At 32.3% G+C, this 24,816-nt stretch carries 18 protein-coding genes and 1 pseudogene; 15 read left to right on the top strand and 4 right to left on the bottom strand.

The window, feature by feature from the left end; all coding sequences use genetic code 11:
* Nucleotides 1-3: 3 nt before the first annotated feature.
* Nucleotides 4-654, top strand: a complete 651-nt coding sequence (locus J0J69_RS02165) for a FusB/FusC family EF-G-binding protein (RefSeq protein WP_055243255.1) — start codon at nt 4-6, stop codon at nt 652-654.
* Nucleotides 655-726: 72 nt separating this feature from the next.
* On the opposite strand, the gene J0J69_RS13610 is transcribed toward J0J69_RS02165, so the two are convergent.
* Together J0J69_RS13610 and J0J69_RS02175 are read right to left on the bottom strand one after the other, a co-directional pair.
* A complete protein-coding gene (locus tag J0J69_RS13610) occupies nt 727-906 on the bottom strand; it encodes a nitroreductase family protein (RefSeq protein WP_502266728.1) in 180 nt (59 codons plus the stop codon).
* A gap of 121 nt (nt 907-1,027) precedes the next feature.
* Entirely contained in the window at nt 1,028-1,237 is a 210-nt protein-coding gene (locus J0J69_RS02175) for a nitroreductase family protein (protein WP_212726219.1), read from the bottom strand.
* Nucleotides 1,238-2,377: 1,140 nt separating this feature from the next.
* Between J0J69_RS02175 and J0J69_RS02180 the strand changes: the two genes are divergently transcribed.
* The 9 genes and pseudogenes from J0J69_RS02180 to J0J69_RS02215 form a co-directional block, all read left to right on the top strand.
* Entirely contained in the window at nt 2,378-2,806 is a 429-nt protein-coding gene (locus J0J69_RS02180) for a MerR family transcriptional regulator (RefSeq protein ID WP_055304143.1), read from the top strand.
* A gap of 75 nt (nt 2,807-2,881) precedes the next feature.
* The gene (locus tag J0J69_RS02185; RefSeq protein ID WP_237252816.1) at nt 2,882-3,727 is read left to right on the top strand and encodes an aldo/keto reductase; all 846 of its coding nucleotides are present in this window, start codon (nt 2,882-2,884) and stop codon (nt 3,725-3,727) included.
* 3,372 nt (nt 3,728-7,099) lie between these two features.
* Nucleotides 7,100-8,362 carry a tetracycline efflux MFS transporter TetA(P) gene (gene tetA(P) / locus J0J69_RS02190; protein ID WP_006440994.1) on the top strand — a complete coding sequence of 421 codons (1,263 nt, stop codon included), beginning with the start codon at nt 7,100-7,102 and terminating at the stop codon, nt 8,360-8,362.
* The gene (gene tetB(P) / locus J0J69_RS02195; RefSeq protein WP_006440995.1) at nt 8,346-10,304 is read left to right on the top strand and encodes a tetracycline resistance ribosomal protection protein TetB(P); all 1,959 of its coding nucleotides are present in this window, start codon (nt 8,346-8,348) and stop codon (nt 10,302-10,304) included. Before tetA(P) ends, tetB(P) begins: the two co-directional genes overlap by 17 nt.
* A 191-nt stretch (nt 10,305-10,495) precedes the next feature.
* Nucleotides 10,496-10,774 carry a hypothetical protein gene (locus tag J0J69_RS02200; protein WP_035284861.1) on the top strand — a complete coding sequence of 93 codons (279 nt, stop codon included), beginning with the start codon at nt 10,496-10,498 and terminating at the stop codon, nt 10,772-10,774.
* Nucleotides 10,775-11,273: 499 nt separating this feature from the next.
* Nucleotides 11,274-12,122 carry a sialate O-acetylesterase gene (locus J0J69_RS02205; protein WP_068759698.1) on the top strand — a complete coding sequence of 283 codons (849 nt, stop codon included), beginning with the start codon at nt 11,274-11,276 and terminating at the stop codon, nt 12,120-12,122.
* A gap of 58 nt (nt 12,123-12,180) precedes the next feature.
* On the top strand, nt 12,181-12,690 hold the full coding sequence (locus J0J69_RS02210; protein WP_068759699.1) for a PadR family transcriptional regulator: 510 nt from the start codon (nt 12,181-12,183) through the stop codon (nt 12,688-12,690).
* A 100-nt stretch (nt 12,691-12,790) separates the two neighbouring features.
* Nucleotides 12,791-12,907: a transposase gene (locus J0J69_RS13480; protein WP_370456891.1), complete on the top strand. Its 117-nt coding sequence runs from the start codon at nt 12,791-12,793 to the stop codon at nt 12,905-12,907.
* A 732-nt stretch (nt 12,908-13,639) separates the two neighbouring features.
* Nucleotides 13,640-13,864: pseudogene (locus J0J69_RS02215) on the top strand (IS1595 family transposase); the annotation flags it as partial.
* A gap of 73 nt (nt 13,865-13,937) precedes the next feature.
* Here J0J69_RS02215 and J0J69_RS02220 read toward each other — a convergent pair.
* Nucleotides 13,938-15,161 (bottom strand): IS256 family transposase, encoded by a 1,224-nt coding sequence (locus J0J69_RS02220; protein WP_070104378.1) that lies wholly within the window; start codon nt 15,159-15,161, stop codon nt 13,938-13,940.
* A gap of 161 nt (nt 15,162-15,322) precedes the next feature.
* Here J0J69_RS02220 and J0J69_RS02225 point away from each other — a divergent pair, with 161 nt between their 5' ends.
* The 5 genes from J0J69_RS02225 (at nt 15,323) to J0J69_RS02245 (ending at nt 21,945) form a co-directional block, all read left to right on the top strand.
* Nucleotides 15,323-15,826, top strand: a complete 504-nt coding sequence (locus J0J69_RS02225; protein ID WP_212726235.1) for a GNAT family N-acetyltransferase — start codon at nt 15,323-15,325, stop codon at nt 15,824-15,826.
* A 1,166-nt stretch (nt 15,827-16,992) separates the two neighbouring features.
* Nucleotides 16,993-17,379 (top strand): YybH family protein, encoded by a 387-nt coding sequence (locus J0J69_RS02230; protein ID WP_212726234.1) that lies wholly within the window; start codon nt 16,993-16,995, stop codon nt 17,377-17,379.
* 1,133 nt (nt 17,380-18,512) lie between these two features.
* Entirely contained in the window at nt 18,513-20,024 is a 1,512-nt protein-coding gene (locus J0J69_RS02235) for a Y-family DNA polymerase (RefSeq protein ID WP_212726233.1), read from the top strand.
* 22 nt (nt 20,025-20,046) lie between these two features.
* Nucleotides 20,047-20,475, top strand: a complete 429-nt coding sequence (locus J0J69_RS02240) for a YolD-like family protein (RefSeq protein WP_212726232.1) — start codon at nt 20,047-20,049, stop codon at nt 20,473-20,475.
* A 1,272-nt stretch (nt 20,476-21,747) separates the two neighbouring features.
* Nucleotides 21,748-21,945: a hypothetical protein gene (locus tag J0J69_RS02245; RefSeq protein ID WP_212726231.1), complete on the top strand. Its 198-nt coding sequence runs from the start codon at nt 21,748-21,750 to the stop codon at nt 21,943-21,945.
* A gap of 1,609 nt (nt 21,946-23,554) precedes the next feature.
* Here the strand turns inward: J0J69_RS02245 and J0J69_RS02250 are convergent.
* The gene (locus J0J69_RS02250) at nt 23,555-24,778 is read right to left on the bottom strand and encodes an IS256 family transposase (RefSeq protein ID WP_070104378.1); all 1,224 of its coding nucleotides are present in this window, start codon (nt 24,776-24,778) and stop codon (nt 23,555-23,557) included.
* Between the last annotated feature and the right edge of the window lie 38 nt (nt 24,779-24,816).

The raw sequence follows: 24,816 nt of genomic DNA on the forward strand, positions 1-24,816 counted from the left end.
GTCATGAATGCATTCTTAAAGAAAGAAGAATTTAATTATATTAATAAACGTCTACAAGACTTAAGCAGTGCGCTTCGTAATTGCAACGATTACAATACTCGCGATGCTAGCCGTGACTATATTCAAGATAAAATTCTCAGCCACCTAAGTCATTTATCATCAGAGGAGAAACTGTTACTAGATATTAAAGATTTAAAGGATTCAAAACAGATTAATAAATTTTTAGAAGAACTTGAAAATTACGTTTATGGTATGCAACCTGTATCAAATGCAGAAATTAGTAAACTCTTTAAAAAAGAGAAAAAATTAAAATTACCTCCTGCAGAGGCTCAAGACACCCCCTTAGTGTATCTTGGCTGGTTTGATCAGGCTACAAAAAAATTATTTGTTATCTATCCATTAAACGGCAAGTTACTCGGTATGTCTTGTCGTTTAACTGAAGCAAAAGTTAAACAAACGAATATTTGTGCTCTTTGTAATCACATAGGACCTAAAAATGAAGTAGCTTTCGTTTCTCCAATCTGTAAACGAAAAGATACTTATCGCTCAATCGGTTTTTATATGTGTTTAGATAGTAATAAGTGCAATGAACGCATCACTTCAACAAAGAAACTTGAAAGTATTTTAAAAGACGTTAATAATATTAAATCTTAATCTTCTAAAACATCGCTTTTCTATAAGATAAAACCCCATTCTAAAAAAGATGGGGTTTTATCTTATATTCTATTATTTTTTCCACTGCCACCCGGCACCCTGTGCACCAATTTTAAAATGAGCTTTTACAATTTCAAGATCAAGTTTCGTATAAAATCCTAGTCCTGCTTTCGCTATGACTGTATTCCCCTCTAAATTGAAAAAGAATTTTTGTTGATTCAAAGAAGTAGGAGCTAAAAGTGCTGCTTCCATTCCTTTTTAAAACCAATCTAGCATGGGTTTATCTGTTTTACATAGACTTTCCATTGGTTTATTTTTATGCGGGCCCCCTTGTGTCTCGCCATAACCAAGTGCAATCACACAACATAACTTTTCACCTACAATCGCAATATATTTTTTTAACATTATAAAATGAACCGTAGTGTGCCATAAAACTATCAAAAGCATTTGGTTCATCTAAACATAACTGCATATGTAATCCACTTTTTTGATTACACTCTTCAATATAAGTTAATAATTCATTAGCAACCGATTCTTCAATCTTCTTATCTAAATAGCGACGTACTGAATGACTTTTTTCCATTGCTTCAAAAATATCCAGAGGTTGTAAGATAAAGTGTGTAAACTCTTAGAACAGTTACCATTTCCCTAGCAGTTGAGGATTAGATTATCTACGATAATCGCCAGGTGACCCATAATAAGTTAACTATTTTCGAAGGAGTTTATCATTTATGGCAAGAAAATCTGCAACGAAGCAATTATTAATCTTATATCCAGATCGTTTAACACCCTATTTATAATTTTAAAAAAATAGTTTACACACTTAACTTGACAAGGTCCAAAAAACAATTTGAAGAAAGATTAGATTCACTATTACTATTAAAAGCCTTATTAATTCAGGATAATGAATTTGATGAAGAGGTACAAAAAGAGTACCAAAAAGCATGGGATAGGGCATTTGAATTATTATAAGAATAATGGAAAATAAAAGGCAGTCAAGTAGCATTTGCTACCTAACTGCCTTTTTCTTATTTAAGAATTTTTGAAATCATTAAAAGCTTGGTAGCAGGTTCATGGGATGAAAACACAAATCGAAGTATAATTATTATTGTAACGATGACCAAGCGTTGCAAAATCTCCTCCATTTACTCATCACTATTTTTTAAAATTCAACAAAGTCTCTTATATTTTTCTTTTATGCCGTTCAAATGAATGGCTTTTTTTATAACGATCAATGTGAAAGGGGAAGTGAAAATGGAAAACAAATTAAGAGGAAATTGTGACTTGGCTTACAGTGCAAGAGAGGGATTACCTGATGAAGTCAAAAGATTGTATGGGGTGATGGGTCACCTGCCATTTACGGAGTAAATGTATCCTCAACTAGTAGGGAATGGTGGTGGCAGGTGCCTTGATATTTAGTTGCTATTTAAGAGAAGGCGATTATAGTAGTGGGATATTATTATTTGTAAATGTAGAATATATCTTAGTACATAGAAATTGATAAAAGCCTCAATGGTTGCAAGGCAACTATTGGGGCTTTTATCATCATCTAAGATAGAGAACTAGTAAAAGTGATTTAATTCAATCACTATTGCCTTTATAGATCAATTGTTGTTAATTTTTGGATATACGTGTAAAATATGATTAATAATAGATAATTCGCTTGCTATGGAGTTCACTCCAGTGTTTATAATACAGAAGTAAATGATAGGAAGTGAAACAGATGAACTCAAAACAAGTATCAGAAATGTTCAATCTTTCGATTGATACCTTACGCTATTATGAAAAAGTTGGCGTCATTCCAGCAGTTACACGAAATAAACAAGGATATCGTGACTATCAGACGAGCGATTTAAACTGGATTTTTCTTGTCAAAACTTTGAGAAAGGCTGGAATGACAATTGATTCTTTACAAGAGTTTGCTCGTCTTGCAAAAGAGCATGAGGCGGATAACCCTGACGTAGAGAAAAAACAAAAACAGATTTTAATTGATCAGCTTGAACAAGTAGAAAAAAAACTAGCTGAAATTCAAGAAGCTCGTGATTTACTTGCTTATAAAATCGAGACTTATGATGAGCATCTTGCAAAATTTAAAAATGGTAAGATATTAGAAGAAGATATTGAAAAATTATGGGAATTAAGAAAAAATTAGTTGCTATAGAGTTTACTTCATAGTCTATAGTAATACTTGTAAATTTGATTGAAACAAATTACAGGAGGCGAATAAATGATGAAAACAGTAAAATTAAATAATGGGGTAGATGTTCCAATTTTAGGTTTCGGTGTATTCCAAATTGAACCAGAACATACGGCACAAGCAGTTAAAGATGCGATTAAAGCAGGTTACCGTCATATCGATACAGCGCAAAGCTATATGAATGAACGTGAAGTGGGTATCGGGATTAAAGAATCTAATGTGGCTCGTGAAGAGTTGTTTATTACAACAAAAATTTGGATTCAAAATATTAGCTACGAAGGGGTTATGAAATCATTCACAGCATCACTTGAAGCATTAGACACTGACTATGTTGATTTACTATTACTTCATCAACCATATAACGATGTTTACGGTGCGTGGCGTGCAATGGAAGAATTGTATAAAGCAGGAAAAATCCGTGCTATCGGTATTTCAAACTTCGCAGTTGATCGTGCAGTTGACTTAGCTGTTTTTAATGAAGTAACACCTGCTATTAATCAGATTGAAATCAATCCATTTCAACAACAAACAGAAATAATTGCTGCTTTACGTGAAGAAGGAATTGCACCACAAGCTTGGGCACCATTTGCTGAGGGACAAAATGGAATCTTTACAAACCCTGTTCTGACAAAAATCGGTGAAAAGTATGGAAAATCAGTTGCACAAGTTATCCTTCGTTGGTTAGTTGAACAAGATGTCATAGTATTAGCAAAAACAGTTAAACCAGAACGTATGGCTGAAAATATCAATGTATTTGACTTTGAATTAACAGATGAAGATAAAACTGCAATCGCAACATTAAACGTTGGTTCAAGCCAGTTCTTCTCACATTCAGATCCAGTTATGATCAAACAATTAGCAAGCTATAAAATTTAAGTTATTTAATAGATATTCATTAATATAAAGTAAACAAAAATCAATGACTTAATTTGTGATAACTAATTGTCTGATTTAAATTGATAACGTAGGAAAAGAAAAAACCATTATCCCAAATCACATTTAATCTGAACTCAGATAATGGTTTTTGTTTTATCAATTCCCTGTAAAATTTCCGGATGTGAATATTATCGTGGAGATGGGTCAGTACCCATCCCAAATGTTTTAGGTGATTGCCGTAGCGGGATGTATTGAGAATAAAAAGACATAAAAAAACAACTGATGGGGGCAATCAGTTGTTTGATGAAAGGGAATTTATAATATAAGGAGTTTTTGGAATAGCAAGTCTTAAACTTACCATTATGTTATGGAATATATTTCTGCTTTTATTCAAAAGCAGGAGATTTAAAGATAAATCATGTGTTTTAAAAAACTAGAGTGCCTTATGTCACAACAGGTATTTTCATAATCATGTGTAATCCCGCTACCATGCCTGATGAAACTTCAATGCTTCCAAATAACAATAAGTAAATGGATAGGCTAATCATGTTCACACATCATTAGCCTTTTCTTATCGTATTTTTCATTCTAAAACAAAGTCATCACTAAACATTCAATCCACCAGTGCCACCATCCTAACGTATGGTTAGGGTGTGGGGCTTGATGTTTAGCTGTTTTTGTTTAATAGAGGAGACTGCATAGTAGCGGGAGATTTTTCGTTGTGAATAAAGAATAAAGCTTAGTACCTAGAAATTGATAAAAGCCTCAACGGTTGCAAGGCAACTATTGAGGCTTTTATCATCATCAACAGAACTATGAATATAAGGAACGTAAATAACGGTTCAGTATTGAAGAAACTGAACTATTATTTACTCCCGCCACTAAATAGTATCTTCTTATTAATAAAGAGATTGATATAAAAAGAAAAATAGGAAAATCAAAACGACATGAATTCATGTGGTTTTGGTATCCATGATCTTTTGTAATAGATTTAAAACATGCTAGAAATAAACATGGAATATTCGGCTACCATGAAGCATTCTAACTACATTTATCCCTAATAACAGTATCACTAAATATCAATCCACTCATGCCTACATCCAAGTGGATGTGTTATTTAGTTTTATATTTAATCTGAAAAACTCATCGTAGCGGGATTTTAAAGTGCCGCCTGTAACGGCAGTTATCCTAATAACCACAAGCCTCCCGCTACAAGAATTTATCTAATTGCATTTCACCTAAAGAAACACAATAAGACATGGATAGGCGAATCATGTTCATCACATCATTCGCCTTTTCTTATTGGATGTTTTATTACAAACAAAGATGATCACTAAGCATCAATCCCTTTTTACGCCCCCATCCTATTGATGTGGGGCAGTGAGGGCTTGATGTTTAGTTGCCTACTTAACAAAGATAATTCCTAGTAGCGGGATTACGATACTTAGATATAACCTTAGTACAAAGAGGACCTTCCATCCCAAACGGTTGCAAGGCAACGATTGAGGATGGAAGATCATCGTATATTCTTTATTTAACAGGGGCTATTATTTATCAAATTAATCTTCTCATACAAGAAAGCATCCTAGTCGTTAGGGGATAAGAAAACCCAAACGACAGGACTGTGGTTTGGGTATCCTTATGTTTTGAGACAGGGTATAAAAGAGAAGTTTGAATAACTAATGCCATCCCGCTACCATGCAGCATTTAAAGTTCATTGTTCACTAGTATCAACAGTAAAAGGATAGGTGAATCATGCTCACACATCATTCACCTTTTCATATTAGAATTTTAGCACTAAAACTATGGTTCTTACTAACCATCAATCCTCCGAGTTTCCTACATACTGACGTATGTTAGGCGTGGAGTCTTGTGATGGTTAGTTTTTTCATTTAATAAAAAGAATTTCAAAGTAGCGGGAAATATCCACGTATAAAACTAGGACTAGAAAAGTTAAACGGTATTTTTTGCATATCGTGTCATGATATGCAATAGGCAACGATAGAACAGTTGCTGTTAATTTATCAAAAAAGCCTAGCTAATGACAGCTAGGCTTTTTCTTTCAGTTTTCAGAAATAAAAAAAGAAGAACAGTTGACTAGGCTGTTCTTCAACAAACAAAACAAACTAACTAAAAGAGAAATAACAATAAGGGTTATAACTTTTTAATTCGTTACATAAATAGTATATCACAATTCATTCGTAGTTACCATATAAAATTATATAATAAAGCATGGATAGTCTTATTCTAGTATGACGATAGTGTATTTTTATTACAGGGGAATTTCATGGTAGAGATGGGGTGTTTCGGTTAGCATCCACGTTCATATACATGTTACAAGTGATTTTCAAGATATATGATATTAAAAAATTATATATGCCATAAATCAAAAGATATGTAATAAAGCTTATAAGAATTAGAGAAACATTTAATTCAATAGAGATGTGATTTAGCATAAGAGATGGTGAACCGTATCACAAGTAAGTGCGAACTTTACCAAAATTGGATATATAAATGAAAGGTAGGTCTGCTTTAATTCTGCAATGAAACTCACAAAAATCTAAAATTTGAATTTTTGTAGGTTATTGTAGTTTTATTCATAGGTTCTTCGTTTTTCACCTATTTCAGCAAATTAGAATTTGTTTTTTCTAATCTATAGTATTGAAAGAAATTGTAAAACATTCCACAAATATATTTTTTATATTCATTTCAGATTTAGGTTAAAGTTAGTAGTTATTCTTTTGTGTATATAAGTTATTTGAAGTAATAAAGTTTCAATTGAATTTGGATAAATATGAATATAAAAGTATTGAAAAAAAATAAAAGTTTATATATAATGTAATTATACTAAAATATAAACATGAAAAATATAAATGTAAAGGAGATGTAAATATGCGCAAAGAGGTAGTTTTTAACTAAACTAACTGAATAAGGATTATTTTAAAAAGTATATGAAAAAAATCTTGGATAACTCAAGGTTTATTTGTGGTAGAAACAATTATTAATAATATTGATATTACCATGTCTATTTGTGTACTCTAAAAATAATCAGTATTATAATGAGCATATTACATCTTTATTTGAAGAATAGGAAAACTGTGTTCTAAACACGGTATTTTTATGCCTATTTTTACTATATTTATAGATATGATATAAGACTTTAATTTGCATAGCTTAATCATAAGTTATATAAATTAAAGTTGTATATTTCATGTTTATATTTAGGTTATATAATTATGAGGCTGTAAGTGAATTATGTTCACTTACAGCTTTTTTTATTTAAGGAGATTATTTTGATGATTTATATATTTAAATATGAAGATTATGAAAAACAAATAAATTTTTTTAAAAATACTAGGATGGTGATTATTAATGGTTAATAAACTTTCAGCATATAAAACTTATTTATTATTTTCAGCTATTACAGCAATGTGTTTTTCACTAGTAGCTACAGTTATGATAGTGTATCACATTGAAACGGTGCATTTAAATCCACTTCAGCTTATACTTGTTGGAACTACTTTAGAAGTAGCATGCTTTATATTTGAAATTCCTACAGGAATAGTTGCAGATGTGTACAGTCGTAAACTATCTATTGTTATTGGTGTAGTTTTAACAGGAGTGGGATTTATTTTAGAAGGTTCTATTTCTAGTTTCGTTTTCGTACTTGTAGCACAGATTGTATGGGGATTAGGTTCTACTTTTATTAGTGGATCTGTTGAAGCTTGGATTGCGGAAGAAGAGAAAGATAAAGATTTGGATAAAATTTATATAAAGGGAGCACAAGCAGGACAGATAGGATCGGTTATTGGAATAGTACTAAGCACTGTAATAGCTAATTTATCTGTAAGACTACCTATTATAGTTAGTGGAGTCTTATTTATAATTCTTGCATTATTTTTATGGTTATATATGCCAGAAAATAATTTTAAATCATCTGCTCCAGAGGATTTAAATACTTTTAAAAAGATGGGATATACCTTTAAATCTGGTCTTAAATTTATAAAAAATAAACCTATAATTATAATTTTGCTTTCAGTAACTTTATTTTATGGATTATCCAGTGAAGGTTATGATAGACTTTCTAATATGCATTTTTTACAAGATACTATGCTTCCTAAACTTGGAAACCTTAAACCAGTGACTTGGTTCGGAATTTTTGGAATTGCAGGAATGATATTGAGTGCTATAGTAATGCATTTTATGGAAAAGAAGCTTAAGGATGATGATAAGAATAAAAATGGAAAGCTGTTATTATGTATAAATATATTTTATATATCATTTATGTTCATATTTGCTATTACAAAAAGATTTAACTTAATGCTAATAGCTTATTTAGCGACAAGTACCTTTAGAACTATAAATGAACCTATATTTAGTGCATGGCTTAATGGACATATAGATGACAAGGCCAGATCTACTGTACTTTCTATAAATGGACAAATAAATTCCTTAGGTCAAATTTTAGGTGGACCAATTATAGGAATCATAGCTACAAATATTTCAGTGAGTATGGGTATAGCATGTACTTCGTTATTAGTAACACCGGTATTAGTGTTATATATTGTTGCTATGATAATGGATAAAAAGGTGGTTGATAGAGTTGGAGGTATTGATTATGAAGAAAATAATTAATATAGGAATCGTAGCACACGTGGATGCAGGAAAAACAACTATAACAGAAAACTTATTATATTATAGTGGAGCTATAAAATCAGTTGGAAGAGTTGATTTAGGCAATACACAGACGGATTCTATGGAGCTTGAGCGTAAGAGAGGGATTACCATTAAATCATCAACCATATCTTTTAATTGGAATAATGTCAAGGTTAATATTGTTGATACTCCAGGACATGTGGATTTTATTTCGGAAGTTGAACGTTCATTAAGTGTTTTAGATGGAGCGATACTAGTTATATCAGGAGTAGAGGGTATTCAGTCACAAACAAGAATATTATTTGAGACATTAAAGGAGTTAAACATTCCAACAATAATTTTTGTAAATAAGCTAGATAGAATTGGGGCAAATTTCAATAAAGTATTTGAAGATATAAAGAAGAATATGTCCAATAAAGTAGTTAGATTACAAGAAGTATATGATGTAGGAAGCAAAGCTGTTTATATAAAAAAACTATTTGATACATGCATGATAAATGATGATGCTATTGATGTTTTATCAGACTTAGACGAAGCATTTTTAGAAAGATATATTGGTGGAATAGAACCTGATAAAGAAGAAATACAAGAAAAGCTTTCATTATATGCAAGTGAAGGAAGTCTATATCCAGTATTTTGTGGTGCGGCAGCAATTGGACTTGGAGTTGAAGACTTATTAGATGGAATTTGTAGTTATTTTCCATTTGCAGGTGATGATTGTGAAAGTGATTTATCTGGAGTAGTATTTAAAATCGAAAGAACAAGTAAAAATGAAAAGAAGGTTTATGTAAGATTATTTGGAGGAAAAATATCTGTAAGAGATAAAATTCAAGTACCTAATAAGGAGATAGCAGAAAAAGTAAAGAAAATTAATAGGTTAGAAAATGGGGGAGTTGTTGAAGCACAGAGGATAGAAGCAGGGGATATAGGTATTTTATATGGACTTACAAGTTTCCAAGTGGGAGATGTTATTGGAATTTCAAATGATAAAATTAAAAATATATCTATAGCTAAACCAGCATTAAAAACAACAATTTCTGCAATTGATAAAGAAAAAAATCCAGAGCTATTTAAAGCATTAACATTACTTGCAGAGGAAGATCCACTACTAGAATTAGAGATGAATGACATAGATAAAGAAATTTATGTCAACTTATTCGGTGAAGTTCAAATGGAAATACTAAGTTCCATGTTAGATGATTTATATGGAATAAAAGTAGAGTTTTCGAATATTGAGACTATCTATAAGGAAACACCTAAAGGTTTTGGAGCGTCAATAATGCATATGCAGGAAGACTTAAATCCATTTTGGGCGACAGTAGGCTTAGAAATAGAACCAGCAGGGAGAGGCGAAGGTCTTAGGTATATTTCTAATGTTTCAGTAGGGTCATTGCCAAAATCTTTTCAAAATGCAATTGAAGAAGCAGTTATTAAGACAAGTAAACAAGGATTATTTGGATGGGAGGTTACAGATGTAAAAGTCACTCTTAGCTGTGGTGAATTTTTTAGTCCAGCCAGCACTCCAGCAGATTTTAGAAATGTGACACCTATGGTATTCATGGAAGCATTATATAAAGCACAAACTGTTTTATTAGAGCCATTACATGAGTTTGAGTTAAAGATTCCTCAAAATGCTTTAAGCAAAGCGGTATGGGATTTAGAAACTATGAGGGCAACCTTTGATAATCCTATTGTTATAGGGGATGAATTCTCAATAAAGGGATTAATTCCAGTAGAAAATTCAAAAGAATATAAAATGAAAATAGCTTCATATACAGAAGGTAGAGGAATGTTTGTGACAAAATTTTATGGGTATAAGGAAGCTTCAGCTGAATTTTCAAAAGCACGCAAAAAAACAACGTATGATCCATTGAATAAAAAAGAGTATTTGCTTCATAAACTAAACGCAATTAGAGATTAAATTTAAATAGATAAGTTAAATTTTTATATGTAGGATTTAAATATAAGACATTCAAAGCCTAAAAGTAAAGGAAGGGTCGTCTGAAGAAGATGAAGACCCTTCCTTTTTTCATGTTACTATGCTTAATTGTAAGTGCTTGAAATTTGTAATATAATGTAAATAAAGTTTTTAATAATAAGGGGACGGCACAAATGAAAATCGACTTTAAAATAACAAAAGATGACTATATAAGCTTCAATTTACATCATTTAGAAAACTCGAAATCACAGAAAAGTACATTTAACATACTTAGATATGCTGTACCCATAATACTTTCTATACCAATCTACTTTACAGGAACGGGGATATTTAATCAACCGAGTATATATTGGATTATAGTAGCGATAGTTTTTTTAGTCATTTGGATTTTAACATATCCTAAGCAATACAAAAAATTAGTAGCTAAAGAAACTGATAAACTCATAAGTTAAGGAGATAATTCATCAATATTTGGAAGTAAGACTTTAGAAATTATTGATGGGACAATAGTAGTAAAAGGGGATTCTATATCAGAAACAGTATCGTTAGAAAGTATAAAAGATGTAAAAGTTTACGAAGATATGATCCTTATATATAAGTGGATTTGTAGCTCATATAATTCCAAGGAGATATTTAGATAAAGAAATAGAGAAAGAACTTATGAAAGAGCTTAAAAAATATAAGGCTTTAGAACAATTAAAGTAAAACGTGCTCCTTTGGAGGTGTAACGGAGAACCGTACCATAAATAGGTGTGGTTTTTTATTGAATTTATGAAAATATTTATTTACAGTATAGTCTAATTAGACTATACTGTTTAAGTACATTAGTCTAATTAGACTAATGATAGATTTAGTTATTTCATGAGCAAGTGCCGCACTTGTATTGACGATTCGTCATTTAATAAAATTTGCTCAAATTAAAAATATTAAACAAAAGAAAGGATGAAAAAAATGATTAAATCATTTTTAATGTTAGGACAGTCAAACATGGCTGGAAGGGGTTTTATTGATGAAGTCCCTCCTATTTACAATGAAAGAATACAAATGTTACGTAATGGACAATGGCAAATGATGACTGAACCAATAAATTATGATCGTCCTGTTTCAGGAGTCAGTCTAGCTGGTTCTTTTGCAGATGCCTGGTGTCGTGAAAATCAAGAAGATACTATTGGCTTAATTCCTTGTGCTGAAGGTGGTAGTTCACTAGATGATTGGGCTATAGATAAGGTACTTTTTAAACATGCCATAAGTGAAGCTAAATTCGCTATGCAAACTAGCGAATTAGTCGGCATTCTATGGCATCAAGGAGAAAGTGATAGTTTTAATGGTAACTATAAAGTATATTATGAAAAGTTACTTGTAATTATTGAAACACTTAGAAAAGAATTAAATACTCCAGATATTCCACTTATTATTGGTGGATTACCAGACTTTTTAGGAAAAGAAGGGTTTGGTAAAAACTGTACTGAATATGCTTTGGTTAATAAAGAGTTAGAGAAGTTTGCTTTTGAACAAGATAATTGTTATTTTGTTACTGCAGTAGGTTTAACTTCTAATCCAGATGGTATTCATATTGATGCAGTTTCTCAAAGAAAATTTGGCTTAAGATATTTTGAGGCCTTTTCTAAGAAACAACATATATTAGAACAATTAATTAATGAAAATGAATTATTAGAATTAAGTTATTCAAGAACATATACAAAGACAGAAAAGATGTATATAAACAGCATGGACTTTGCATTAGGAAAAATATCATATGATGAATTTATGGCTCAGGTTATGAAAATTAATAATGATTAAATCTTATAATGACAAAATAATTATTGTATAATTTTAGAAATGTAAAGGAGATATTTTTTTGATACCATTATTAATTTTAGGTTTATTAAAACAAAACCCAGGTTCTTACGGATATGAATTATTATCCTTAATGGAAGAGAGACACTATAAATACATAGTGAATTTTACTAAAGGGTCATTCTATTATAATCTTCAACAATTAGAAGAGAAAAAGTATATTAAAAGAATTGAAAAATTAGATAATACTAGAGATACACAAAATTATATTATAACCGAACTAGGTGATAAAGAATTTGAAAGATTAATGCAAAAGTATGGAGCTAAAACTGAGTATGTAAATTTATCTTTTTATGGAGCGCTATTATTTGCTGATGAGTATAGAAGCGAGGAATTAAAAAAGCTAATAGAAACACAAATAGAACAAACTAAGGAGAGAATTTTTTTATTAGAAAAATCTCTTGAAAATAATGATAGTATTCCTAATTATTTCAGACAAATGATGGAAAATTCAGTTTCTCATCATTTAGTAAATATTAAGTGGTTTGAAGGATTATTAAAAGATTTATAGAAAGTTATTTTTTATATTTTGAGTATGTGGTTCTAGTATATTTTTATGGACACACATAAGTTAAGTCGTTATACTAGACTTAATCAAAGAATGTGTCGCTATCAAAAAATATAATACTGAATTTAAATCAATGATTGTTGAACTTTATAAAAAGGGACGTTTAGTCAAAGACCTTAGTCGTGAATATGGTGTGTCAGAAGTTACTATCTATAAATAGATCAAACAGTTTTCTCTAATTGCCACAATTGATAATACTGAGATTGCATTAGAGGAAATTAGACGTATGAAGCAAAAAATGTTACGTTTATAAAAGGAGAATGAAACCTTAAAAAAGGATATAAAATATGAATTTATATAATCATAGGCATCCCGCTACCATGCGTGATTAAACTTCAAGGGTTCCTAATAACAACAGAAAATGGATAGGCGAATCATGTTTGACATCATTCGCCTTTTCTCATTAGAGTTTTAATCTAAAATAGAGAAATCACTAACCACCAATCCCTTTATACGCCCACATCATGATGATGTTGGGGGCTTTAGGGCTTGATGTTTAGGTGTTGCTTAATAGAGGAGGCTTCTTAGTAGCGGGAGAGTGTTCTTTCTAATTACAGACTAAATCTGAGTACATAGAATTTGATAAAGCCCCAACTGTTGTTATACAACGATTGGGGCTTTATCATTATCAACCATATTATAAATAAGGACGTAAATAACGGTTCAAAAATGAATGGTTATTTACTCAGATTATTAACCGATATCTACTGATTAAAGAAGTAGCAATTATCAACAGTGGACTAAGAAAACCAACACGGTATGATACGGTGTTGGTATCCATGTTTTTGTGATAGAGATATAAAAAGAATGTTCAATAAGCATGAGTATCCCGCTACCAAGAATTATTCCAACTTCAATTCCTGCTAATAATCAATGGATAGGCTAATCATGTAAACACATCAATAGCCTTCATAGTAATTTGAAGAAATGGATGGGTAGATTTAACGGTGTTGCAAGTAAATATATCTCAAACTATATGCAATGCTTTAAATGGCTAAGAATATTTGAAACTGATAGAGATTCTATTAAAGCTAAGAATTTTATTGTACAAAGTAATGTAGTATATTCTTATACTAAAGTAAAGGATTTTAAATTAAGAAGAGCACAGTTTATTTAACTAGTGATAAATTGGTAAAAATAATGCTATAATAGAGCCTGTCAAGTTAAGTGTGTAAACTAATTTTTAAAAATTATAGATAGGGTGTTAAACGATCTGGGTATAAGATTAATAATTGATTTAATATTTGACTCCAATTTGAAAGTTGACGTCGCCACTTCTTAGTAACTTCCATGGTTTGAAGATAGATTAATTTCATCACCGATGTTTCATTTGGAAAAGCTCCTTTTCCTTTTAGAACTTTTCTTAATTGGCTATTGTAGCTTTCAATGGCGTTTGTCGTATAAATCATTTTTCGAATTTCTTTAGGAAAATTAAAGAGTTGATAAACTTCTTCGATGTTATTTTCCCACACTCTAACGGCTAAAGGTACCAGGGGACTCCATTTATTTTTAAAGGTCTCAAAGGCTTGTTCTGCTACTGATCGATTAATCGCTTGATAGATTTGTTTTAAATCATAACAGAATGATTTTCTATCTTGATAAGAAACAAATTTCGTTGATTGTCGGATTAAATGAACTAAACAACGTTGAACGAGGGCATGAGGAAAAACAGCTTGAATGGCCTGTTTAAAGCCACTTAAACCATCCACACAGGCAATACAAATATCTTGCACTCCACGAGCCTTTAATTCATCTAATAAACTCATCCAATAAGAGGCACTTTCTGCTTCTCCGATAGAGAGGCTTAAAACATCTTTGCGACCATCTAAAGACACACCTATGATACAGTAAACTGCTTTGTTTGAGGCACTCATTCCATCACGCACTTTGACATGAAGCGCATCTAAATAAATGATAGGATAAACAGGCTCTAAAGGCCGTTGTTGCCAATCTTGAATCAGTGGAATCACTTTATCAGTTACAGCAGAGATCGTTTCATGTGACGTTTCAAAGCCATAAATCTCTGCTAATGTTTTAGAAATATCACGCGTTGATAAACCTTTAGCATAAAGCGATAGAATCTTTTCTTCAATTCCGATGACATTGGTTTGACGTTTAGGCACGATTTGAGGTTCAAATGAACCTTGCCGATCTCTGGGAGTCTGAATCGTTGTTTCACCAAGACGCGTTTGAATGGTTTTAGATTGACGTCCATTTCGTGCATTTGAAGTTGATTTATTACGAAAATCATATCGGCTATATCCTAGATGTTGATCTAATTCAGCTTCTAATGCTTGTTCAATAAAGCCTCCAAACATGTCTAATAAAACAGCTTCAATATCACTAGCAGATTTAATGTTGTATTCATCTTGGAGGAGATTAAATAATTGGTTCATCGTAGCTTTTCTTGTCATAAATAATAAACTCCTTTGAAATAGTTAACTTATTATGGTAACTGTTCTAAGAGTTTACACACTTTATCTTACACCCTCCTATAATAAAAACAAGTACGTAATTGTTATATAATACGAAGTAAATATACTTTTATAACAAATATTATTAAAGGAGTGGTTTTATGATTATAAGAGATGCAGTATATGATGATATAGATAATATAGCGGAATTATATATTTCAAATTGGAAGGAAACTTATAAAGGATTACTATCTGAAGATTATTTAAATGGTTTAACTAAAGATTATGCAGTAGAAAAGTGGAGTAAATATCTAAAAAATGAAAATCAAATTTTTGTTGCGTATGAAGAAAATGAATTTTTAGGTTTTGTAGCATCTAAAAAGGATGATGAGGAAGAAAATTATTGGTATTTAGATTCTTTACATATAACAAAAAATTCAAGAGGAAAAGGAATAGGAACGAAATTAATCTATAGAGTAGGGCAGTATGCTTTAAAACATGGATATGAATGCATGAGTATTTGTATTGTTGAAGGAAATGATAATGCTAAAAGGATATATGAAAAACTTGGTGCAGTTCATTATAAATATTTTATTGATGATTTTGGAGGAGTAAAATCAAATTCAGAAAAACTTATATGGAAAAACTTAAGTATTTTTGCTTAATGATAATATTTTTTCTAATCAAAATTATTAGTTAATATACAATTTTAATATAATGCGAGCAAAAAAGTATGAGTTATATCAAGCAGTATAACTCATACTTTTTTGATATTAAAATTATTTTTAATATCAACACTTTTCTAAAACATAGCGAAAGAAAAAATAACATATCATCACTAAGTATCACTCCACCTAGGTCTAAATCCATTCGGATGTTTGGGCAGGTGGATGTGTTATTTAGTTTTATATTTAATATGGAAAACTCATGGTAGCGGGACTTTAAGGTGTCACCTATGTAACAATAGTCAGTTTACTAATCACAAGCCTCCCGCTACTATGAAAACTACTAACTACATCTTCCCTAATAAACACAATAAAACATGGATAGGCTAATCACGTTGATACGTTATTAGCCTTTTGTTATTGGATTTTTCACATTAGAACTTTTATCATCACTAAACATGTAATCTTTCCAGTTCGCCTCATATCGTACCGATATTCGAGCGTAGGCAATTGATGTTTAGTGGTTATAGTTAATAGAGGTTGCATCTAGTAGCGGGAGGAATCTTTCTATCCCAAGTAGTAATCTTAGTACATGGTTTTCATGAAGCTGCTAACTGTTGCTTTGCAAGAATTAGCAGCTTCATGATCTAAACAGTTATTTATGAAGTGATAATTATTCATAAAAAATTATCACTTTTCAAATCAAATGATATATAACGAACCATAAGAAAACCAACACGGCATCAATGCGGTGTTGGTATCTATAATCATTGAAATAGTAATATAAAAGGGGATTGAACTAATCATGAATTATCCCGCTACAAGTGAGTATCTAACTTCAATAATCCTAAACATAAATTAACCAATGGATAGGCTAATCATGTAAATACATCATTAGCCTTTTCTTATTGTATTTTTCATTTTAAAACAAAGCTCTGTTAGACTAAGCTGTTGTTATTAGGAGTTTTTTCTCTTGAAATAGATAAACTCCTAATAAATGAATGTCAGAAACTCTTGATATCAAGTGATTCATTATCAATAAGATTGTTTAACGCAGTTATTTTTTAATATTTATTCTTGAGTATGAAAATAATTATCTTTATAATTAATCGTATAAAATAAATTTATCTACAATTAGTGACTAACTATTATAGAGGTGATAGCATATGAATCAAGAAATTAAGTCTTTAATTGAACAAGCTGATGAGGCAATTCGAAACGAAGAATTCGATAAACTTATGGATTTTTATACAGATGATGCTGTTTTAGTGATGATGCCTGGAAAATTAGCTCATGGTAAACAAGAAATTAAAGAGGCGTTTATTAAGATTGCTGCTTATTTTAAAAATAGTTTGGTGCCAACACAAGGAAAGATGACAATGCTTGAAGCTGGAGATACAGTCTTAGTGTTATCTCAAACATTATTAGAATCAGATAATCAGGATGAGAGTGAATATGCGATGGAACGTCGAGCAACGTATGTCTATCGAAAAGTCAATGGTAAATGGTTATGTGCTATTGATAATTCATATGGGACAACCTTATTAGATTAAAAAGTAAAGAATATTTTATTTTTATAGATAGAGCAAAGTTAAATTTGCTCTTTTTTTATATCAACAATATTATCTAACACAGCTTAAAACAAAGTCATCACTAAACATTCAATCCACCCGTACCACCATCCTAGCGTATGGTTAGGGCGTGGGGCTTGATGTTTAGTATTGTATCTAATAAAGGTCATTCATCGTAGCGGGAGATTTTTCGTTGTGGATAAAGAATAAAACTTAGTACCAAGAAATTGATAAAAGCCTCAACGGTTGCAAGGCAACTATTGGGGCTTTTATCATCATCAAGAGAAATATAAATACAAGGTCTATAAATAACCGTTCAGTCGTGATCCGTAAACGGTAGATCCTGAACTGTTATTTAATCGAATTACTAAATAGTATCTTCTGATTAAGTAATAAATCAATGTAGCAAGAAGAATAAGAAAACCAACACGGCATGAGTGCGGTGTTGGTATCCATGCCTTAATAGTGATAGGGATATAACAGAAGATTGAAATAACCATAGGTATCCCGCTACAAGGAAAGATAAAAGCTTATCCCTAAAAGAAAGAGTCACTAAATATCAATCCCACCGATTAACCCGCCTATTGCATACGTCGGGTGGGGTGTGGCTTGATATTTAGTTGTTGTACTTAATAAAGGTCATTCATCGTAGCGGGAAATAACCTAACGTTTTTAACACTAAAAAATATTTATAAGTATGAAAAAAGCCCTAATGATTGCAGGGGGGGAGCAACGATTAGGGCTTACTTGAATCTAAATATATCATTATAAGGAAGAGTAGAAAGTAAGTTTTCTATACATGCTAGGGGGAGTAGCACACTGATGTTATTGACGTCGATTTCCCAATTTATTCAATAGATTAAAAATAAATAATAAAAACGTATTTATAACAATTGGCATCATGAAGTTCATCTACTACGTGGTGCTTTTTTTGTCTTGTTGTGCGTTTTAAAAGAATAAAGATTCTTTAGAAGCAGGAAAAGAGTGTTTTATTATTCAGATTATATCTTTGGTTATCATAATTTTTTAGTTAATTTTGGAATTAAATTCGTTAAAAAACATTGAACGTTCGTTCGATTGTGGTTATAATAATGATAAAGAAAGGAGGAAATGGCATGGCAGATCGGGTATATATCGCACTAGATCTTAAGAGTTTTTATGCTTCCGTTGAGTGTCATGAGCGAGGATTAGATCCGATGACGACGAATCTCGTTGTTGCCGATGAAAGTCGGACAGAAAAGACCATCTGCCTTGCGGTTTCTCCTTCCCTTAAGTCGTTTGGTATTTCCGGTAGACCTCGCTTATTTGAGGTTGAGCAGAAGATTAAAGAAATTAATCATGCTCGTAAACAGAACGCAAATCATCACACGTTTGTTGGTGCGTCGTATGATCAGACGGAGTTGATGAATTCGTCCAACTTAGAGGTATCTTATCTTGTTGCCACGCCCAGAATGGCACATTATATCCAGTACAGTACTCGAATTTATGAGGTGTATTTGAAATATATTGCACCCGAAGATATACATGTTTACAGCATTGACGAGGTATTTATTGATGCGACCCATTATCTTAAGATGTATCAAATGAGCGCTTATGATTTAGCGATGACCATGATTCATGATGTTTTAAAAACAACAGGTATCACAGCTACTGCTGGAATTGGAACTAATCTATATTTATGTAAGGTGGCGATGGACATTGTGGCGAAGAAAATGCCGGCTGATCGATTGGGTGTTCGTATCGCCGAGCTTGATGAAATGACTTATCGAAGGGTTTTATGGGATCATCAGCCCCTCACGTCCTTTTGGCGTGTTGGGAAAGGTTATGCAACGAAGCTAGAGGCCCATGGGATGTATACGATGGGGGATGTGGCAAGAATGTCCTTATCGGAGGGTGGAGAGAAGTTATTATATAAACTATTTGGGGTTCAGGCCGAGTTATTAATTGACCATGCCTGGGGGTGGGAATCTTGTACCATGGCTGATATTAAAGCCTATCAACCTGAAAATAGCAGTATCAGTTCAGGACAGATTTTGCAAAGCGCTTATCCAGCTAATAAAGCGAGGTTAGTTGTTCGTGAGATGGCGGATTCTCTTGTGCTTGAAATGGTTGAGAAAAAGTTAGTCACCAATCACTTAGTATTAGTGATTGATTATGATAGGGAGAGTTTAGCTGATCCAAACATGGCAAGGGATTATATCGAAGAGGTGACCGTAGACCGATATGGAAGAAAGATTCCAAAGCGTGCACGTGGTTCAAGAAAGCTTGAAGGTCACACGTCCTCAACCACACTGATTATGAATGCGATAACGGATTTATTTGATCAAATCGTGAATCAGAAGCTTTTAGTGAGGCGGTTAACGGTGGTGTTTAATCATGTGGTAGATGAGCGGACAGTAAAGTCAATCCCAACCACGAAGCAACTTGATTTGTTTACCGATTACAGTATCATTGAGGAGAAGCAAAAAAAGAAAGAGGCTACTCTTAAAAAGGAACGTAAGAAACAAGAAGCGCTATTATCTATTCGTAAAAAGTTTGGAAAAAATGCGATTCTTAAAGGAATGAATTTGGAAGAAGGGGCAACTACAAGAGATAGAAATAATCAAATTGGCGGTCACAAAGCCTAAACAAAGAATGAGGTGAATACCTATGAATCATAAATATAGCGATATACTACATCTGCCCTATCAAAAATCTAAAAACCATCCCCCTATGTTAAATAGTCATCGTGCCGCGCAGTTCGCTCCATTTGCGGCACTAACTGGACATGACAGGGCAGTGAGGGAAGTTGCAAGACTAACGGCGGATAAGGTAGAACTAGATGAATCATCCCTCAACAGGCTAAATGAGAAGATACAACTTTTAAAGGAACATCTCCTGAAGCGGCCGAGGGTCACAATCACCTATTTTCAACACGATGAAAAAAAATCTGGTGGTGCCTATGTGACGACGAATGGCTATGTGAAAAAGATTGATGATTACCAAAACATCCTTGTGATGAGGGAAGGAACTCTCATCTCTTTCTCAGATATTTTTGATATCGAGTGTGATGAACTTTTCTGTGATGAAGGGTTCTAATGAATTCTTCTTATGTTAAAACATGAAATAAAGTGCCATCTTTAAGAAAAGTTTCCTTGATAGACCTAAGAATCAAGCCCTAGTAGTTGAGAATAACCACCAAACCTTAAAAGATTCCAGTCCCGCTACCATTCGTGATTAAACTTCAATGCTTCCTAATAACAACAGAAAATGGATAGGCTAATCATGTTTGCACATCATTAGCCTTGTCTCATTAGATTTTTAATCTAAAATAGAGAAATCACTAACCACCAATCACTTTATACGCCCACATCATGCTGATGTTGGTCGTTAGGGCTTGATGTTTAGTTACTATATTTAATACAGCTTGTCCATAGTAGCGGGAAAATAATTATTATATGTGATGATTATCTTAGTACATGATTTTCATGAAGCTGCTAACTGTTGCAATAGCAACGATTAGCACTTCATAAGCCTAAACATTTATTTATAAAAAATTTATTGTTCATAAAAAGTTATCATTCTTCAAGTAGAATGATAGTTTGCAAACAATAAGAAAACCCACACTGCACGAGTGCGGTGTGGGTATCCATGATGTTTTGACATAGCATTAAAGCCTTGATAGCAATAAACATGAATTATCCCGCTACAAGAATTTATCTAATTGCATTTCACCTAAAGAAACACAATAAGGCATGGATAGGCGAATCATGTTCATCACATCATTCGCCTTTTCTTATTGGATGTTTTATTACAAACAAAGATGATCACTAAGCATCAATCCCTTTTTACGCCACATCATACTGATGTTGGGTCAGTGAGGGCTTGCTGTTTAGTTGCTTATTTAACAAAGATAATTCCTATTAGGGGGATCACGATACTTAGATATAACCTTAGTACAAAGAGGGGCTTCCATCCCAAACGGTTGCAAGCTCATCTGATATTCGTTCTTTAACAGGGGATATTATTTGTAAAGTCAATCTTCTGATACAAGAGAACGTCTATGTCGCAAGGGGATAAGAACACCCACACGGCAGGATTGCGGTGTGGGTATCCATGATTTTTTGAGACTAAGATTAAAAATCCTTTAAACTAATCAGCATAATCCTGTTATAAGACATCTATCTATTTGTACCTCTATCCTACGGATCTAGGTCATAGGCAATTTAGTTTTAATTCCTTTTCAATCGACTGAAACTAAATGAAATTGTCTCTTTTTGTGGTTTTTGAAAGCGGTGTGGAAAATAATTGAACTAAAATAGAAAAATATGTTATATTTTTATGTAGGATGATGAAAGGTGGGGGAAATGATTGCGAGATTTAAAAAAGCGCTTATATCATATAAAACGAGAGTTGGAGCAGAAATATGAATCACCTGAAATAATGATTGAGCGACTGAAAAGAGAAGGAAAGAGTATGGGAGAAATAGAGCAAGAGGTATTAACAATGAATCGTGTGCAAGGCGCATATGATTCAATTGCTACAGCGTTAAGAATTTTAGAGAGTTAAAATGGTAGTGAATGATGCTATTTAATTGCTACAACAAATTATTCAAGGATAAGCTAACGACATTTGCCTATCATTAGCCTTTCCTCATGAGATGGTTTACCCTTGAATACAGTTGGCATTACCTCCACTACCCAACATACTATCGTATCATAGTGGTGATTGTCTTAATGTTTAGCTATTCTATTTAATAGAGAAAACTCATGATAGTGGGATATTTTTTTCACTATACATAAAGAACAGTCTTTGTATATAAAATTGATAAAAGCCCTAACTGTTGCAAGTCAACGATTGGGGCTTTTATCATATAAAAAATAGGAATACAAAGCCCGTAACTAACGGTTCAGTGGTGAATCCGTAGACGGAAGGCACTGAACTGGTAGTTACTCTTTGTACTAAATACTATCTACTGATTAAGGAAGAAATTAAAGTAGAAAGACAAATAAGAAAACCAACACGGCACGATTGCGGTGTTGGTATCCATTGCTCCCTGTGGCATAGATATAAAAGGGGATTGAATTAATCATGAGCTATCCCGCTACAAGGAATTTTCTAACTTCATTGCTCCCAAAGAAATAGATTAAAGCATGGATAGGCTAATCACGTTAAAACGTCATTAGCCTTTTCTCATTGGATTGTTTCCTAATAAGAGGATCACTAAATATTTAATTCCCACCCGGCCGACATACTAGCGTATGTTTAGGGCGGTGTGACTTGATATTTAGTGTTTATATCTAATAGAGATGACACAAAGTAGCGGGACAATTATTTCTATACCTAGTGATAGTCTTTATACAGAGGGGATGAAGTGCTAACTGTTGCAGCAGCAATAATTACCACTTCATCATTCTAATCCTAAATTTATAAACAATTAAGGGTTCATAAAAAAAACACTCACTCTTCTAAGTAAAATATTTCTTCACAAACCATAAGAAAACAAACACGGCATAAATGCGGTGTTGGTATCCATCATGTTTTGAGATAGATTTATCCAAAGGGAGATTTTAAAATGGATTGACCGTGTATTCGTAATGTGTTATTCTTGCGATTTATACAGGATGTTTAAAACCGAAAATATAAACGGAATCATATGGAATATCCTTGCCATTCTTGTTACTCTTTTTTTAATTATTTATCAATATTTTTTAAAAAACAAACTTTTTTTATGAGCTTATAAATTAAAGGACTAAATATTAACAACAGTATAATTAGTGTTAAAACTTCTTGAGGAATTAAAGTGGTACTAACTGACAAGTCTTCTGGTGAGGTGATACCACTTGAAATCGTAAGTGGTGAAGTTTCAATTGATGTGGAAGTTGGCAGTGAGTAAAATAAAACAGAAATTAAAAGTATAAAACAAATTATCAAAAGCATATTATCTTTCCTAATGTTTTCTTAAGTTTATTATACAATTAAATATTGATAAAAAAATCACTAATATTGACAACTATATTAATTTTAGATAATCTTCAAAGAAAGATATTAATTAGAATTTATCAACCTTATTTTAAAACAGTGCCTTGATTAAAAAGTAGGGGAGTGGTTAGAAGCACGGGAGGTAGACATTTTTTAAGAGCCTGTCAAGTTAAGTGTGTAAACTAATTTTTAAAAATTATAGATAGGGTGTTAAACGATCTGGGTATAAGATTAATAATTGATTTAATATTTGACTCCAATTTGAAAGTTGACGTCGCCACTTCTTAGTAACTTCCATGGTTTGAAGATAGATTAATTTCATCACCGATGTTTCATTTGGAAAAGCTCCTTTTCCTTTTAGAACTTTTCTTAATTGGCTATTGTAGCTTTCAATGGCGTTTGTCGTATAAATCATTTTTCGAATTTCTTTAGGAAAATTAAAGAGTTGATAAACTTCTTCGATGTTATTTTCCCACACTCTAACGGCTAAAGGTACCAGGGGACTCCATTTATTTTTAAAGGTCTCAAAGGCTTGTTCTGCTACTGATCGATTAATCGCTTGATAGATTTGTTTTAAATCATAACAGAATGATTTTCTATCTTGATAAGAAACAAATTTCGTTGATTGTCGGATTAAATGAACTAAACAACGTTGAACGAGGGCATGAGGAAAAACAGCTTGAATGGCCTGTTTAAAGCCACTTAAACCATCCACACAGGCAATACAAATATCTTGCACTCCACGAGCCTTTAATTCATCTAATAAACTCATCCAATAAGAGGCACTTTCTGCTTCTCCGATAGAGAGGCTTAAAACATCTTTGCGACCATCTAAAGACACACCTATGATACAGTAAACTGCTTTGTTTGAGGCACTCATTCCATCACGCACTTTGACATGAAGCGCATCTAAATAAATGATAGGATAAACAGGCTCTAAAGGCCGTTGTTGCCAATCTTGAATCAGTGGAATCACTTTATCAGTTACAGCAGAGATCGTTTCATGTGACGTTTCAAAGCCATAAATCTCTGCTAATGTTTTAGAAATATCACGCGTTGATAAACCTTTAGCATAAAGCGATAGAATCTTTTCTTCAATTCCGATGACATTGGTTTGACGTTTAGGCACGATTTGAGGTTCAAATGAACCTTGCCGATCTCTGGGAGTCTGAATCGTTGTTTCACCAAGACGCGTTTGAATGGTTTTAGATTGACGTCCATTTCGTGCATTTGAAGTTGATTTATTACGAAAATCATATCGGCTATATCCTAGATGTTGATCTAATTCAGCTTCTAATGCTTGTTCAATAAAGCCTCCAAACATGTCTAATAAAACAGCTTCAATATCACTAGCAGATTTAATGTTGTATTCATCTTGGAGGAGATTAAATAATTGGTTCATCGTAGCTTTTCTTGTCATAAATAATAAACTCCTTTGAAATAGTTAACTTATTATGG

The sequence above is a fragment of the Turicibacter bilis genome (genome assembly GCF_024499055.1).
GTDB classification, from domain to species: Bacteria; Bacillota_I; Bacilli_A; order MOL361; family Turicibacteraceae; genus Turicibacter; species Turicibacter bilis.